Source organism: Arthrobacter sp. BB-1, from assembly GCF_006151685.1.
GTDB lineage: Bacteria > Actinomycetota > Actinomycetes > Actinomycetales > Micrococcaceae > Arthrobacter.
On the sequence record NZ_VDEV01000029.1, the window covers coordinates 1 to 14,951 of the forward strand.

A 14,951-nucleotide genomic window follows, 5' to 3' on the forward strand; every position below is an offset into this window, starting at 1 on the left:
CCCCAAGGGGCGCCCCGCCGTCGTACGTACTGCTTGGGTGAGCCGTTAGCTGTACAGCTCGCTCTTCGGCTCGTTGTTCTTGACCTTCTGCCAGCCCAGCCACAGGACCACGGCGAAGAACGGGATGGTGGCCAGGGTCCAGAGGCCCAGGTAGAACACCTCGCCGGTTTCCTTGCTGGTCATGGTGTCGAAGCCGATCAGGATGGTGATGGCCAGCAGGCCCACCAGTCCCGCCCAGCTGGTCCACGGCGAACCGGGCATCGGCAGGCCGGACGTGACACCCTTGCGGCGGCGGAGCACAATCTGGCTGGCGAAGATGGAGCCCCAGCAGAAGATCACGCCGATGGAAGCGGTGTTAAGGGCGAGATCGAACGCGTGGGATCCGCCCAGCCAGATGTTCAGCATGATGCCCACGAGGTAGAAGGCCGCGATGGCCAGGATGGCGGCGTACGGGACGTGGCGGCGGGACATCTTGGTGAGCCACTGCGGGGCGTGGCCGTTGTTGGCCATGGTGCGGAACACGCGGCCGATCGAGTACAGGCCGGAGTTGCAGGAGGACAGCGCGGCGGTGATGACGATCATGTTCATCACGTCGCCCACCCAGGCCAGGCCCATCTGGCCGAAGACGGTGACGAACGGGGAGGTCCCGGCAACGTACTGGTCGGACGGCAACAGCATGGCCAGCAGGGTCACGGAACCGACGTAGAACACCACGATGCGGAGGACGACGGCGCGGATCGCCTTAGGCACTTCGCGTTCCGGATCCTGCATCTCACCGGCGGTGATGCCGACCAGTTCGATGCCGTTGTAGGCGAAGATCACGGCGTTGAGGACCAGGACCATCACCAGGGCGCCCTTGGGGAACATGCCGCCTTCGGCTGCAAAGAGGTTGGCAACCGAGGCGTTGCCGTCGCCCACCTGGGCGTTGGTGACCACCATGAAAGTGCCCACCGCCAGGAAGATCAGGATGGCGCCCACCTTGAGGCAGGAGGCCCAGAATTCGAATTCGCCGAACGCCTTGACGCTCAGCAGGTTCACTGCCACCAGCAGGGCCAGGGCGGCAATGGCTGAGGCTTCCACCGGAACATTGGGGAAGAAGAACTGGAAGTACAGGCCGATGGCAATCAGTTCGGCGATGCCGGTCATGCCCCAGTTGATGAAGTACATCCAGCCGGACAGGAAGGCGCCCTTCTTGCCAAACATTTCGCCGGCGTAGCTCACGAAGGAGCCGGAGGTCTGGCGGTACATGATGAGTTCGCCCAGGGCGCGCATCAGCAGGTAGGCGATGACGCCGGCGATGGCGTAGGAGAAGATCAGGGCCGGGCCGGTGGAGGCCAGCCGGCCGCCAGCACCCATGAAGAGGCCGACGCCGATGGCGCCGCCCATGGCGATCATGGTGACATGGCGCCTGCCCAGGGTCTTGCTGTAGCCCTCGGCGCTGAGGGTGGGGTCGACGGCGACGGATGGTGCCGTGCGGTTCTCGAGATCTGTGGGGGTAGTTTGAGGCACAACGATTCCTTGTGGGTTGGGGGTTGGCCGCATCCGGACTACAGCATGATCCAGCTCACAAAATTCGGGTTTTAGCCGTTGGGGCCACCGTTTGTGAGCGCAATCCTCCGTAAAGCCGAAGCTTCGCGCGGCTCGTCCATCCTACAAGACGCTGAGGGGTGCTACGTGACGCGCGCTACACCGCACCCGTCTCCAGCACCAGGTTCTGCTGCCCATCCAGGGAAATCCGGTAGGTCCGCAGGGGTTCCGCGCCGGTGGTGGAACATCCCGACGTGAGGTCGAAAGCGTGCTGGTGCAGCGGACAGATGACCACCTGCAGGTCCACGGTGCCGTCCGCTACGGGCCCGCCGCGGTGGGGACAGACGCCGGAGACCGCCCGCAGCGAGCCGTCCCGCAGCCGGAAGACGGCCACCTGTTCGCCCCCGACCCCGAAGGCCCGCCCCTCGCCCATCGGAATCTGGTCGACCGGTCCCAGGACATGGGCGCCGGTACCCGTTCCGGCGCTGCTCATCGGACCGGCACCTGCGGGAGGACGGTCAGCGGCAGCGAGGTCCTGAACTGCCCGGGTGTGTGCGGGTCGTCGCGTTCCTGCCACGGGTCAACGTAGCTGTCCACGGAGGCCTGCATGGCCTCGTCCAGGCGCCCGGCGATCCCCTCCGAATCTTGGACAATCACGGCCCGCAGGTGATCGATGCCCACCCGCGGGACGAAGGCGTAGGTCCGTTCCAGCCAGTTGGCCTGTTCCCGGTAGTACTGCATGAACCGGCCGGTGAGGACCTTCACCTCTTCCGGGCTGTCCACGGTGGCCAGCAGGTCTCCCTTGCGGATATGGGCACCGGCCGCTCCGCCCACGTAGATCTCCCAGCGGCCGCCTTCCACCGCCACCACGCCCACGTCCTTGACCAGCGATTCGGCGCAGTTCCGCGGGCAGCCGGAGACAGCGAGCTTGAGCTTGGCCGGTGACTCAAGGCCCTGGAAACGGGATTCGATCTCGATCCCCAGCTTCGTGGAGTCGCCGGTGCCGTAGCGGCAAAAGTCCTTTCCAACGCACGTTTTCACCGTCCGGAAGCTCTTCCCGTAGGCGTAGCCCGAGGGCATGTCCAGGTCCGCCCAGACCTGCGGCAGGTCCTCCTTGCGGATTCCGAGCAGGTCGATGCGCTGCCCGCCCGTGAGCTTGATCAACGGGACGTTGTGCTTCTCCGCCACATCGGCGATCCTTCGCAGCTGCTGGACCGACGTCACGCCGCCCTTCATCTGGGGCACCACGGAAAAGGTGCCGTCCCGCTGGATGTTGGCGTGGACCCGGTCGTTGATGAAGCGGGCGTCGCGTTCGTCGATGTACCGGTCCCCCAGCATCATCTTCAGCAGCGAGGCGAGTCCCATCTTTGACTTTGCGTCCTCCGCGCCGCCCGGTGCCAGCGCCCGGAAAACGGCCGAGACGGACCGCAGGCCGCGGGCCCGGACCTCAGCCATCAGCGACTGCTTGTCCAGGGGGATGCCGGGGACGTAGTAGCCGGCCGCCGGGTCCTCCTCCACCGCTCCTTCAGCCGCCCATTCCACCACCTGCCGCACCAGCAGCCTGCAGGAGCCGCAGCCTTTGCCGGCGCGCGTGGCATCCATGGCCCCGGACACCGAGGCGCAGCCGCCCTTTACCGCCCCCACCAGGTCCTTTTTGCTGACGCCGTTGCAGTTGCAGACCTGGGCTTCGTCATCGAGCTCCGCAACCCCCGTCTCTTCGCCCGGCGTGCCGAGATCGAACATCAGTCCCAGGCGTTCTTCGGGAAGCGGCATGCCGCGGTCGAATGCCTGGGTCAGGTAGGCCACCTTGCGGCTGTCTCCCAGGAGCGTGGCGCCCACCATTTTGTTGTCCCGGACCACGATGGATTTGAAGACCCCGCGGCTGGGTTCCGAGAAGACGATGTGTTCGTCCGTGGGGAGTTCCGGGCCCTGCAGGCCCATGGACGCCACCTCGACGCCGGCCACCTTCAGTTTGGTGGCCGTGCGCGAGCCCAGGTACGCGGACCCGGTGTCCGTGCCCGTCACATGGTTGGCCAGCACCACCGCCTGCTCCCACAGCGGAGCCACCAGCCCGTACACCTCGCCGCGGTGCTGGACGCACTCCCCCACCGCGTAGATGTCGTCCTCGTCCTGGACCCGCAGGCTGTCATCCACCACGATGGCCCGCTCCACCGGCAGCCCGCTGAGGACAGCAAGGTCCACGTTGGGGCGAATGCCGGCCGCCACCACCACCATGTCGCACTGGATGTCCGGCCTGTCGCGGAGCCTGACGCCGGTCACCCTGTCCGTGCCCAGGACCGCCGTCGTCCGGCTGCCGGTCAGCACCCCGATGCCCAGCGCCTCTACGCTCCGGCGGAGCACCGCACCGCCGTCGGGCCCCATCTGCGCGCTCATCAGGTGCCCGCCGGAGTGGACCACGTCCACGCCGAGCCCAAAGCTGCGCAGCCCGGCGGCGGCCTCCAGCCCCAGCAGTCCGCCGCCGATCACCACGGCGTGCCGGTGATGCTCTTGCCGGGCGTGCGCCGCCATCTTGCGGGTGTCATCGATCGTGCGGAAGCCGAAGACGCCCTGCTTCACGGACCCTCCGGGCGTGTAGAGGCCGTCCATGGGAGGCAGGTGGGAGCGGCTTCCGGTGGCGATGATCAACGTGTCGTAGGGCGTCACGCGGCCGTCGCTGGAGAACACATGCTTGGCGAACCGGTCGATCCTGTCAGCCCGGACCCCCGCGTGCAGCGTGATGCCGTTGTTCTGGTACCAGGAAAACGGGTTGAGGAAGATGTCTGCGTCGCTCTCCTCACCCGAAAGGACGTGGCTGAGCATGATCCGGTTGTAGTTTCCGTAGGGCTCGTCCCCGAACATGGTGATGCTGAACTGCTCCGCACCGCCCCGGGCGAGGATCTCCTCCACCGCCCGGGCGCCGGCCATGCCGTTGCCGATGACCACAAGGCGCCGGCGGCTGTCCCGCCCGCCGGCGCGGGACCGCGGCCTGGCGCGCACCTGCTCCGCCACGCTGCCCATCAATGTTCCACCATGCCCAGGTCGATCACCACGGACCCGTGGACGCCCTCCGGTGCCGCCAGGTACAGCTCGATCACCGAGCCGCCGTCGATGTCCTCCACCACGCGGAGCGGAACGTGGACCTCGCTTTTGGCGCCGATGGGGAAGTACCGCATGGGAACGCCGTTGCGCATGAGCACCACGGCGATCAGCTCACTGCTCGAATTGCCGCCGCGGAAGTACAGCGCCTGGTTGATCACGCCGTCCGGGACATAGTGCGAGAGCTCGCTGTGCAGGGGAACGGGTTTCTCCATGCCCACTCCCTGGAAGTGGTAGATGCCTTGCAGGAAAAGGTTCTTGGTGATCACGGACAGTTCCTCTCGGCCGGCGGAAAGACGGGCATGGCCCCATTTTCCGCCGCCGATGTTTCCTGCCGCCGGTCCCCCGGTAAAGACTGCTTTACGCCAAACTCACCGCCCTGCGGCCGGGTGCTGCCCCACATGCGTCACTTATGCCCTGCGCGACGGGAGGAAACCCCGCAATCCCGGCCAAAGGCACCACGGCGAGGCCAAAAGTGACGCAATCTGGTCAGGGCCTCCCCTAGACCGGCGCGAGCACGCCTTTGTCCATGGAATACCGCGTCCACCGTCCGGCGGCGGTGTTCCCGGCCCCGGCGCCTTCCCGGCCGCCGGCCTCACCACCCCCGCCGGGCGCACCGCGCCGCCGCGCGCACGCCGCGAACCACTCCCTCAGGGCCCTGTCGTGGCTGACCATCACAACTGTCCCGGCGAAGTCCGCCAGTGCCGCCTCCAGCTGTTCCACCAGCACCGGCGCCAAATGGTTGGTCGGCTCGTCCACCACCAGGGTGCCGTAGCCGCCCAACAGCAGCCGGGCAAGAGCCAGCCTGCGCTGCTGGCCCGCGGACAGGCTGCCCACGGGAACGTGGAACTCGCTGGTGCGGAACAGGCCAAGACGGAGGAGGGCCTCGGCGTGCTCGTCGATGGTGCCGACGAGGCCCGCCGCGAAGGCCGGCAGCAGCCGCAGGGTGGGCCGTGGCGGCAGCTCCAGCTCCTGCTGCAGGTAACCGATCCGGTCGGGCCGCGTGACGGAGCCCACTGCCGGTTCCAGGGTCCCTGCCAGGACGGAGAGCAGCGTGGACTTGCCCGCGCCGTTGGGCCCGGTAATAAGGATCTTCTCGCCGGCGCCCGCCTGGAAGTCTGTGGCGCCCAGCCGGCCGGGCACACTCACGCCGCGCACAGCCAGCACCGGCCCGCCATTCTGCGTTGCCCCGGACGGCGCAACGCCCGGACCGGAAGCGGGGAGATCCAGGTCGACGTTCAGCCGCAAGGGCACGGGCGGGCGGTCCACCGGGCTGGCTTCAAGCCGGCGCAGGCGCTCCTGCGCATTCCGCACCTGGCTGCTGGCGGCTTTCTGCCAGGTGCCCGCCTTGAAGTCGAAGCCCATCTTGTCGCCGTCGCGTTTGCGGCCGTAGCCCATGGTCCCTGCCACAGTCTCTGCCTGGCGCTTTTCGGACTCCATCGCGTCAATCCAGGTGTGGTACTGCTGGACCCAGCGCGCGCGTTCGGCTGCCTTCTCCCGCAGGTAACCGTCGTAGCCGTTGCCGTAGCGGGTAACGGCGCGGCGCTCGGCATCCACTTCGATGATGGTGGTGGCCACCTTGCGGAGGAGCACGCGGTCGTGGGACACCACCACCACCGTGCCGCGGTGGGCCGCCAGCCGGTCCTCCAGCCAGGCGGTTCCGCGGGCATCCAGGTGGTTGGTGGGTTCATCCAGGAGCAGGATGTCCGCCGGATCGGCCAGGACACAGGCCAAAGCCACGCGTTCCTGTTCCCCGCCGGACAGCGATCCCAGCACCCGGTTCCGGTCCAGGCCGCCCAGCCCCAGCCGGTCCAGGGCGGCCTCCACCCGGGATTCCGCGGCGTAGCCTTCGCGCAGCTGGTACTCCGTCTGCAGCCGGCCGTAGGTCTCCAGTTCGTCGTCCCCGGCGTCAGCCAGCCCTGCCTCCAGCCGGTCAAGCTCCGCTTCGATGGCGCGCAGCGAGGCAAGGGATGCGTCGACGGCGGCACCCACCGTGAAGGACTCGGGAAGGCCGTGGGTCTGGGCAAGGTACCCCACCCGGCCCTGGATCGCCACCGCGCCTTCGTTAGGCACTTCGAGGCCGGCCAGGATCCGGAGCAGGGTGGATTTGCCGGCACCGTTTTCGCCCACCACGGCAACGTGCTCGCCGGCCGTAATCACCAGGTTGATGCGGTCCAGCAGCCGGCGGTCGCCATAGCCATGGGAGACATCCGAAAGTTTAAGGTGTTCAGTCAAGGGAAGTCCTCGCAAAGTTCCGCAGTGTTGCCGCCGGAGCTGAACCGGACGTTTCATCCAGCGCTCAACGGCGGCCTTGGTTTGGGAGAACAGCCTGGCGCATGGCCGTGGCTGCTGGTCAGGACTTCATCGCTCCAGACTGCCCCGCTTGAAGCCGCCGAGTCAAGCTGCCGCCAGGGCGGCGGCCTTCCTGCGCCGGGCCTTGGCCAAGCGGGTCCCGATCAGCCCCTGCCGCGGGCTAAAGAGGTAGACGGCGGCGAACACCACGCCCTGCGTCAGCACCACCATGGCGCCGGAGGCCGTGTCCAGGTAGTAGCTGACGTAGATGCCGGTGATCGAACAGAGTGCCGAGACCACCGGGGCGATCACCAGCATCCGGGAGAACCGGTCCGTGAGCAGGTAGGCCGTGGCGCCGGGGATGATGAGCATGGCCACCACCAGGACCACGCCCACGGTCTGCAGCGCCACCACCGAGGTCAGGGCCAGCAACCCCAGCAGCAGCGCCCCGAGCCTGCGCGGTGACAGGCCGATGGCGTGTGCGTGCGTGGGGTCGAAGGCATAGAGGGTGAGGTCGCGGCGCTTGAGGATCAGGATGGCGAAGGCCACCACCCCCAGCACCAGCACCTGGATGAGGTCCGGGACGCTCACGCCCAGCAGGTTGCCGAAGATGATGTGGTTCAGGTCCGTCTGGCTGGGCGTCACGGAGATCAGCACCAGGCCCAGGGCGAACAGCGAGGAGAACACAATGCCGATTGCCGCGTCCTCCTTAACCCGGCTGGTATTGCGGACCACCCCGATCAGGGTCACGGCGATCAGGGCGAACACCAGCGCGCCCAGCGCGAAGGGGGCGCCCACAATGTAGGCCAGGACGACGCCGGGCAGCACCGCGTGGGACACGGCGTCGCCCATGAGGGACCAGCCGATCAGCACCAGCCAGCAGCTCAGGACGGCGCAGACGACCGCGGCGAGCGCCGTGGTGACGATGGCCCGGACCATGAAGTCGTAGCTGAGGGGTTCGAGGAGGAGTTCCATAGGTCAGCTCCGCCCTTCGCGGTTGAGCACGTCCAGGCCGAATGCCATGGCCAGGTTTTCGGGCTGCAGCACTACGTGCGGCGGGCCATGCATGAGGACCCGGTGCATCAGCAGCACGGCTTCGTCGCAGAGTTGCGGGAGCGCGTGCAGGTCGTGGGTGGATACCAAGATGGTGCAGCCGTCCGAGGCGAGCTCGCGCAGGAGCCGGGTGATGGTGGCTTCGGACCTTTTGTCCACGCCGGCGAACGGCTCGTCCAGCAGCATGGTGGTGGCACCCTGGGCGATCCCGCGGGCCACGAAGGCACGCTTCTTCTGCCCGCCGGACAGCTGGCCGATCTGCCGCCCGGCATAGTCCCCCAGTTCCACCCGGTCCAGTGCCTCGTCCACTGCAGCCCGGTCCGCCTTCGACGCCCGGCGAGTGAAGCCCTGGTGCCCGTAGCGGCCCATCATCACCACGTCGCGGACGGACAGCGGGAACTGCCAGTCCACTTCCTCGCTCTGCGGCACATAGCCGATGCCCCCTTCCCTGCGCGCCCTGGAAGGTGACTGGCCTGCGATCCGCACCGTGCCGGCGTCGGGCGTGATCATGCCCATGATCACCTTGAACAGGGTGGACTTCCCGGAGCCGTTCATGCCCACCAGGCCGCAGATCCGCGCGGGGTCAAGGGACAGGGAGGCCGAGTCCAGTGCCAGGACTTCGCCGTAGTGGACCGTGACGTTGTCCACCAGGATGGCCGGGAAAGTCATGGCCCAACCCCCGCGGTGAGCGCATTGGTGATGGTGTCGGCATCGTGCCGGATCAGGTCCAGGTAGGTGGGCACGGGCCCGTCCGCTTCGGACAGGGAATCCACGTACAGGGTGCCGCCGAACCGTGCGCCCGTGGCTTCCACCACCTGCTGCATGGGGGCGTTGGACACCGTGGATTCACAGAAGACGGCGGGGACTTTGTTGGCCTTTACGTACTCGATGGCCCGGGTGATCTGCTGGGGCGTGGCCTGCTGTTCGGCGTTCACGGCCCAGATGTAGACCTCCTTCAGCCCGGTGTCACGGGCCAGGTAGGAGAATGCGCCTTCGCAGGTCACCAGGGCGCGCTGGGCTTCGGGCACCGACGCCAGGCTGGTGGTCATCTGGTCCTGCACAGCCTGGAGCTCGGCTTTGTAGGCGTCCCCGTTGGCTTTGAAGGCAGCAGCGTTGGCGGGGTCCAGTTCGCTGAAGGCCCGCACCATGTTGTCCACATAGGCCTGGACGTTCAGCGGGGACATCCACGCATGCGGGTTCGGTTTGCCCTGGTAGGAGTCCTCGCTGATGGGCATCGGCTCCACGCCCTCGCTCACCACGGCGTGGGGCACGTCCAGCCCGTCCACGAACTGCGCGAACCAGGCCTCCAGGTTGAGGCCGTTGTCCAGGATCAGGTCGGCCTTGGAGGCCTTCCGGATGTCGCCCGGGGTGGGTTCGTAGCCGTGGATTTCCGCGCCGGCCTTGGTGATGGACTCCACGGTGAGCTTGTCCCCGGCGACGTTCCGGGCGACGTCGGCCAGGACCGTGAACGTGGTCAGCACCACCTTCTTGCCGTCGCCGCCGTTGCCCGAAGCGCCGCCGCCGCAGGCCGTCAGCAGGAGGGAAAGCACGACGGCGGCCGCCGCCAGGACGGGGAAGCGCGCCGTCCTGCGGGCGCTGGCCGGCGCGGCTACTTTGGCGCACCGAAACGTAAATTTAGGCATACCGAATATTCTAGGCGACGCACGTTTCCTCCAGCAACGCGCCCGGCCACTTCAACCCTCCCCCCTCCCGGCCCAACTAGGTAGCGCTAAGTGTCGCTTTGGGGCCCCATAACGACACTTAGCGCTACCTAGTTGGGGGGATAGGCTGAAACCATGGCGACCGCCCACCGAATTCCCCCTGCTCCGCAGCCACAGCTCTACCGCTTCTCGCCATTGGATGGGGCCACGCTGATCGTTTACGTGGCCATCGCCGGGTTCTTCGCCGTGGCCGGAGAGCTCCTGGCCCCGTTCCTGCGGCAGGTTGCCCCTTCCCCGGCCGCGGCGTCCTACGCGGTGAACCTCCTCTTTTATGCCTCGGTAGGCATCCTGGCGCTGCTGGCGGCCCGGAAGGTGGTGGGCCGCGACCTGAAGGTCCTGGCCACGCGGCCGTGGTTCACGCTGATGATGGTGCCCGCCGCCGTGATCGCCATGCTGATTTTGACGGCCATCGTGGTGGCGGCCAGCGGCGAGGCGCAGACGTCTGAGAACCAGGCGGGCCTTCAGGAACTGATGCAACAGGTGCCGGCCTGGCTCATGGTCCCGCTGCTGGTGGTGGTGGGGCCGTTTGTGGAGGAGTACATCTTCCGCCACCTGCTCATCGGCAAGCTGAGCCGCCGGGTGAACATCTGGATCTGCTGCGCCCTGTCCGTGGTGCTGTTCGCCGCCATGCACATCGTGGGCCAGGAAGCACTCACGCTGGCCGCTTTGCTCCCGTACCTGGCCATGGGCGCCACCCTGGTCTTCGTCTACGTCTGGACCGGGAAGAACCTGATGTTCTCCTACTTCGTCCACGCCACAAAGAACCTGCTGGCCGTGGTGTTCATCTACGCCATCCCGCCGGAGGTCTTCGAACAGCTCCAACAGGTGCAGCCCTAGGCGGGAAGGGGCCCAATCCAATCCGGTCCAATCCACCGGCAGCTTCCCCCGCATCAGCGGCCAACGTACCGTGGTGGGATGGGACTGAACATCCAGATCGTCGTCGATTGCAGCAAGCCGCACGAGCTCGCGGACTGGTGGGCCGAAACCCTGCAGTGGTCCGTGGAGCCCCAGGACGCCGCGTTCATCCGCTCCATGATCGCGCAGGGCTTCGCCACCGAGGACCAGACCATGACGCACCGGGGCAACCTGGTGTGGCGCGAGGGGTGCGCGATCCGGCCGCCTGAGGAACTCGAGGCGAGGAGCCCCGCCCGGAGGTTCCTCTTCCAGACGGCGCCGGAGGGGAAAACCGTGAAGAACCGTGTGCACTGGGACGTGAACCTGGCCGGCCGGGACAAGGACGAGGTCCGCCGGGAACTTGAGGCCAGGGGCGCCACTTTCCTCTGGACGGCCAGCCAGGGCCCGCACTCCTGGCACACCATGGCAGATCCGGAAGGCAACGAGTTCTGCATCAGCTGAGGCCGATTACTAGACTTGGACGGTGAGCAAACAGATTCCCGCCCCAGTGTCCGACGTCTTCGACCCCATCCGCTGGCGGACCGTGGCCGGTTTCGAGGACTTCCAGGACATGACGTACCACCGGCAGGTGGAAAGGGATTCCGACGGCGGGTGGGTGCGTGACCTGCCCACGGTGCGGATCGCGTTCAACCGGCCCGAGGTCCGCAACGCCTTCCGGCCCGGAACTGTGGATGAGCTGTACCGGGCAATGGACCATGCCCGCATGTCCCCGGACGTCGCCACGGTCCTGCTTACCGGCAACGGCCCCTCCCCCAAGGACGGCGGCCACTCCTTCTGCTCGGGCGGGGACCAGCGGATCCGGGGCCGGGACGGCTACAGGTATGTAATACAAGAAACAGACGGCGAGACGCAGGAAACCATTGACCCCGCCCGCGCGGGCAGGCTGCACATCCTTGAAGTCCAGCGGCTGATGCGGACCATGCCCAAGGTGGTCATCGCCGTCGTCAACGGCTGGGCGGCCGGCGGCGGGCACTCGCTGCACGTGGTGGCGGACCTGACCATCGCCTCGCGCCAGCACGGCAAGTTCAAGCAGACCGACGCCACGGTGGGAAGCTTCGACGCCGGCTACGGCTCCGCCCTGCTGGCACGGCAGATCGGGCAGAAGGCAGCGCGGGAGATCTTCTTCCTGGCACGTGAATATTCCGCCGAGGACATGGTCCGCATGGGCGCCGTGAACGAGGCCGTGGACCACGAGCGCCTCGAAGAGGTTGCCCTGGAGTACGCCGCTGATATCGCCCGGCAGTCGCCGCAGGCCATCCGCATGCTCAAGTTCGCGTTCAACCTTGCCGACGACGGCCTGGCCGGCCAGCAGGTGTTCGCCGGCGAGGCCACGCGGTTGGCTTACATGACGGACGAGGCGGTGGAGGGCAAGGAGGCCTTCCTGCAGAAACGCGAGCCGGACTGGTCCACCTTCCCGCACTACTTCTAGGCAGGAGCGGAAACATGAACGCGCTCAACATCGAGCCGGCCCTCAAAGCCTTGGCGTCCGCCCTTCACGGCGAGGGCCCCGCCGTCGAACTCTCCGTGGGAAGCGACGGCGCCCTGGTGGTGGGGCATGTGGAAACGCCCGGCTGCGACGACGCGGTGGCCGTGGTGCGCACCTCCGGCTCCACCGGTGCCCCCAAGGCGACGGTGCTGACGGTGGAGTCCTTGGCGGCCTCCTCGATGGCAACGGCGCTGGCGCTCAAGGGCGAAGGCCAGTGGCTCCTGGCCCTCCCGGTGGAGTATGTGGCGGGCATCCAGGTGCTGGTGCGTTCCCTGTTCGCCGGCACGCGCCCGTGGGTTATGGACATGTCCCGGGGCTTCACGCCCGAAGCATTCACCGAGGCCGCCCTGGAACTGACGGACAAAATCCGCTTCACCTCCCTGGTTCCCACGCAACTGCAGCGTCTGCTCGACAATCCCTCGCCGGAGACCCTGGCCGTGCTGCGCCGCTTCAACGCCGTCCTGCTGGGTGGCGCGCCCGCCCCGGCGTCCCTGCTGGCCGCCGCCCGCGACGCCGGCGTCCGGGTCATCACCACGTACGGTTCCGCCGAGACGTCCGGCGGGTGCGTCTACGACGGCTTCCCCCTGGAGGGAGTGTCGGTCCGGGTTGAGGGGGACGGCAGGATCCTGCTGGGCGGCGACACCATCGCCGCGGGATACCTGGAGGCCCCGGAAAGCACCGAGACTTTCTTTGAGGAGGATGGAGTGCGCTGGTACCGCACCAGCGACCTCGGCAGCATCGGCGACGACGGCCGCCTGACCGTCCTGGGCCGCGCCGACGATGTGATCATCACCGGCGGCATGAAGGTGTCCGCGGCGCACGTCCAGGAAGAGCTGGAAAAGTCCGACGGCGTCACGGCGGCTTTTGTGGCCGGCGTCCCCTCCGCGGAGTGGGGCCAGGCCGTGGCGGCCTACGTGGCGCTGGCCGGGTCCGCCCGCGGTGCCGAAGCCGAAGGCGCCCCCCACAGCGGGGATCACGCCGTCGTGCTTCAGCGGGAGTGGCGCCGGACCCTGGGGATCCTGGCGCCCAAAACGGTCCTGGCGGCGTCCTCGCTGCTGATGCTGCCCAACGGCAAGCCGGACCGGCTGGCCATGACCGCCGAACTGAATGCCCTCCACGAGGGAAAGTAAAGTAGACCTGCACCACCCGGCAGGGCTCCCCTCCTGCCGCCCTCCCCAACCACACGCGAGGTACTGACCGTGGCCACAGCCGCACAATGGATCCAAGGCGCCCGACTCCGGACGCTGCCCGCCGCGATCGCGCCGGTGCTGATCGGCTCCGCCGCCGCCTACGAGATGGATTCGTTCCTCCTGCCCAACGCCATCCTCGCGGCGCTGGTGGCACTCCTGCTGCAGGTGGGCGTGAACTTCGCCAACGACTACTCGGACGGCATCCGCGGCACCGACGACGACCGCGTGGGCCCGCTGCGGCTCGTGGGTTCAGGGGCGGCAAGCCCGGAGCACGTCAAGCGGGCGGCCTTTGGCGCCTTCGCCGCCGCCATGGTCTTCGGGCTCATCCTGGTGGTGATCACCCAGAGCTGGTGGCTGATCCTGGTGGGCCTGGGCTGCGTCATGGCCGCGTGGGGCTACACCGGCGGCAAGAACCCGTACGGCTACATGGGCCTGGGCGACGTTTTTGTGTTTGTGTTCTTCGGTCTGGTGGCAACCCTGGGCACCACCTACACCCAGGCCGGGCAGATCAACCTGCCCGCCATCATCGGCGCGATCGGCACCGGGCTCATCGCCACCGCCCTGCTGATGGCCAACAACGTGCGGGACATCCCGACGGACATGCAGGCCGGCAAGAAGACCCTGGCGGTCCGGCTGGGCGACAAGCACGCCCGGGAAAGCTACGTGCTGATGCTCGCGGTGGCCATCCTGCTGGTGGTGATATTGGCTCCGGGCCGGCCGTGGATGCTGATTGTGCTGCTGCTGATCCCGGCCTGCCTGATGCCCGCGTGGCTGATGATCAACGGCCGCAAGCGCAAGAGCCTGATCCCGGTCTTGAAGCAGACCGGCCTGATCAACCTCGGCTACAGCCTGCTGTTCTCAGCGGGCCTGGTCCTCAGCCACGGGTTCTAGGGCCTAGGCCTGTTTGCGGTCCTTGGCGTCGTTGCTGATGGCCACGTTCGGGTTGGCGTCCAGGAGGGCGTCCTCGGCGTTGGCGTCCTGGACCTCGCCGGCGGAACGCAGCGGCTTGGCCTTGCCGGAGAAGCGGTGCTGCAGGGCCGCGGCTGCCTCATCCCGTTGCTTCTGGAAGAACAGGTAGCTCACGGCGAAGGCAATCAGGGCGGCGCAGATGACGGACATCAGGGCGCCCAGGCCCAGGAAGGTGAACAGCACGAACAGGGGTGCGAAGAGCGCAAGGCGGATCAGGGAATATTTCAAAAAGGCCACTATTCAAGTTTAGCCGCCTCCGGCCCACGGCCCCCGCGCCTCCTGACGATAGACTTAATGGCATGCTCCTCCGTGTGGTTTTGGCCGTCGCAGTCCTCGCCATCTTCGTGTATGGCCTTGTCGACGTGATCCGCACCGACGCGCGCCTCACCCGCGGGATTTCCAAACCTGCCTGGATCGTGGTCATGATCGTCCTGCCGGTCATCGGGGCGATTCTCTGGCTCCTGATCGGCCGGCCACGCGGCACTCCCCCGCAGCGCGAGAACTACCGCCACTCCACCGCCCCGGACGATGATCCTGACTTCCTCCGCAACCTGGAGGTGCGCCGCCGGCAGGAAGCCGAGGCTGCACGCCTGAAGAAGCTCAAGGATGAGCTGGATGCCAAGGCAAAGAACGACGACGGCGGGAAAGACAAGCACGAGACCGACGAACACGACAACGACGGACTGAAGTAGGGGACCGGCT

The 14,951-nt window shown here is 67.4% G+C and carries 15 protein-coding genes; 6 read left to right on the forward strand and 9 right to left on the reverse strand.

The window, feature by feature from the left end; all coding sequences use genetic code 11:
* Positions 1-45: 45 nt before the first annotated feature.
* The 8 genes from FHJ30_RS16070 to FHJ30_RS16105 all read right to left on the reverse strand — a co-directional run bounded on the left by FHJ30_RS16070 (position 46) and on the right by FHJ30_RS16105 (position 9,611).
* Entirely contained in the window at positions 46-1,509 is a 1,464-nt protein-coding gene (locus tag FHJ30_RS16070; protein WP_139030277.1) for an amino acid permease, read from the reverse strand.
* Between the two features lie 175 nt (positions 1,510-1,684).
* Positions 1,685-2,020: a Rieske (2Fe-2S) protein gene (locus FHJ30_RS16075; protein ID WP_139030278.1), complete on the reverse strand. Its 336-nt coding sequence runs from the start codon at positions 2,018-2,020 to the stop codon at positions 1,685-1,687.
* Positions 2,017-4,545 carry a nitrite reductase large subunit NirB gene (gene nirB / locus FHJ30_RS16080; RefSeq protein WP_139030279.1) on the reverse strand — a complete coding sequence of 843 codons (2,529 nt, stop codon included), beginning with the start codon at positions 4,543-4,545 and terminating at the stop codon, positions 2,017-2,019. The genes FHJ30_RS16075 and nirB overlap by 4 nt, the downstream gene beginning before the upstream one ends.
* Entirely contained in the window at positions 4,545-4,892 is a 348-nt protein-coding gene (locus tag FHJ30_RS16085) for a molybdopterin oxidoreductase (protein WP_139030280.1), read from the reverse strand. Before FHJ30_RS16085 ends, nirB begins: the two co-directional genes overlap by 1 nt.
* A gap of 232 nt (positions 4,893-5,124) precedes the next feature.
* On the reverse strand, positions 5,125-6,858 hold the full coding sequence (locus FHJ30_RS16090) for an ABC-F family ATP-binding cassette domain-containing protein (RefSeq protein WP_139030281.1): 1,734 nt from the start codon (positions 6,856-6,858) through the stop codon (positions 5,125-5,127).
* Positions 6,859-7,020: 162 nt separating this feature from the next.
* Positions 7,021-7,890 carry a metal ABC transporter permease gene (locus tag FHJ30_RS16095; protein WP_139030282.1) on the reverse strand — a complete coding sequence of 290 codons (870 nt, stop codon included), beginning with the start codon at positions 7,888-7,890 and terminating at the stop codon, positions 7,021-7,023.
* 3 nt (positions 7,891-7,893) lie between these two features.
* Complete coding sequence (locus tag FHJ30_RS16100; protein ID WP_139030283.1) at positions 7,894-8,637, reverse strand: metal ABC transporter ATP-binding protein; 744 nt, start codon at positions 8,635-8,637, stop codon at positions 7,894-7,896.
* A complete protein-coding gene (locus FHJ30_RS16105) occupies positions 8,634-9,611 on the reverse strand; it encodes a metal ABC transporter substrate-binding protein (RefSeq protein ID WP_240793735.1) in 978 nt (325 codons plus the stop codon). The genes FHJ30_RS16100 and FHJ30_RS16105 overlap by 4 nt, the downstream gene beginning before the upstream one ends.
* A gap of 153 nt (positions 9,612-9,764) precedes the next feature.
* Between FHJ30_RS16105 and FHJ30_RS16110 the strand changes: the two genes are divergently transcribed.
* The 5 genes from FHJ30_RS16110 to FHJ30_RS16130 all read left to right on the forward strand — a co-directional run bounded on the left by FHJ30_RS16110 (position 9,765) and on the right by FHJ30_RS16130 (position 14,171).
* Positions 9,765-10,526: a CPBP family intramembrane glutamic endopeptidase gene (locus tag FHJ30_RS16110; RefSeq protein WP_139030284.1), complete on the forward strand. Its 762-nt coding sequence runs from the start codon at positions 9,765-9,767 to the stop codon at positions 10,524-10,526.
* Between the two features lie 78 nt (positions 10,527-10,604).
* Positions 10,605-11,045 (forward strand): VOC family protein, encoded by a 441-nt coding sequence (locus FHJ30_RS16115; RefSeq protein WP_139030285.1) that lies wholly within the window; start codon positions 10,605-10,607, stop codon positions 11,043-11,045.
* 22 nt (positions 11,046-11,067) lie between these two features.
* Positions 11,068-12,033: a 1,4-dihydroxy-2-naphthoyl-CoA synthase gene (locus FHJ30_RS16120; protein ID WP_139030286.1), complete on the forward strand. Its 966-nt coding sequence runs from the start codon at positions 11,068-11,070 to the stop codon at positions 12,031-12,033.
* Positions 12,034-12,047: 14 nt separating this feature from the next.
* Entirely contained in the window at positions 12,048-13,220 is a 1,173-nt protein-coding gene (locus FHJ30_RS16125; RefSeq protein ID WP_139030287.1) for an AMP-binding protein, read from the forward strand.
* Between the two features lie 69 nt (positions 13,221-13,289).
* On the forward strand, positions 13,290-14,171 hold the full coding sequence (locus tag FHJ30_RS16130; RefSeq protein WP_139030288.1) for a 1,4-dihydroxy-2-naphthoate polyprenyltransferase: 882 nt from the start codon (positions 13,290-13,292) through the stop codon (positions 14,169-14,171).
* Positions 14,172-14,174: 3 nt separating this feature from the next.
* On the opposite strand, the gene FHJ30_RS16135 is transcribed toward FHJ30_RS16130, so the two are convergent.
* The gene (locus FHJ30_RS16135; protein WP_171059105.1) at positions 14,175-14,486 is read right to left on the reverse strand and encodes a DUF4229 domain-containing protein; all 312 of its coding nucleotides are present in this window, start codon (positions 14,484-14,486) and stop codon (positions 14,175-14,177) included.
* Between the two features lie 62 nt (positions 14,487-14,548).
* Here FHJ30_RS16135 and FHJ30_RS16140 point away from each other — a divergent pair, with 62 nt between their 5' ends.
* Positions 14,549-14,941 carry a PLD nuclease N-terminal domain-containing protein gene (locus tag FHJ30_RS16140; protein WP_139030290.1) on the forward strand — a complete coding sequence of 131 codons (393 nt, stop codon included), beginning with the start codon at positions 14,549-14,551 and terminating at the stop codon, positions 14,939-14,941.
* Positions 14,942-14,951 lie beyond the last annotated feature (10 nt).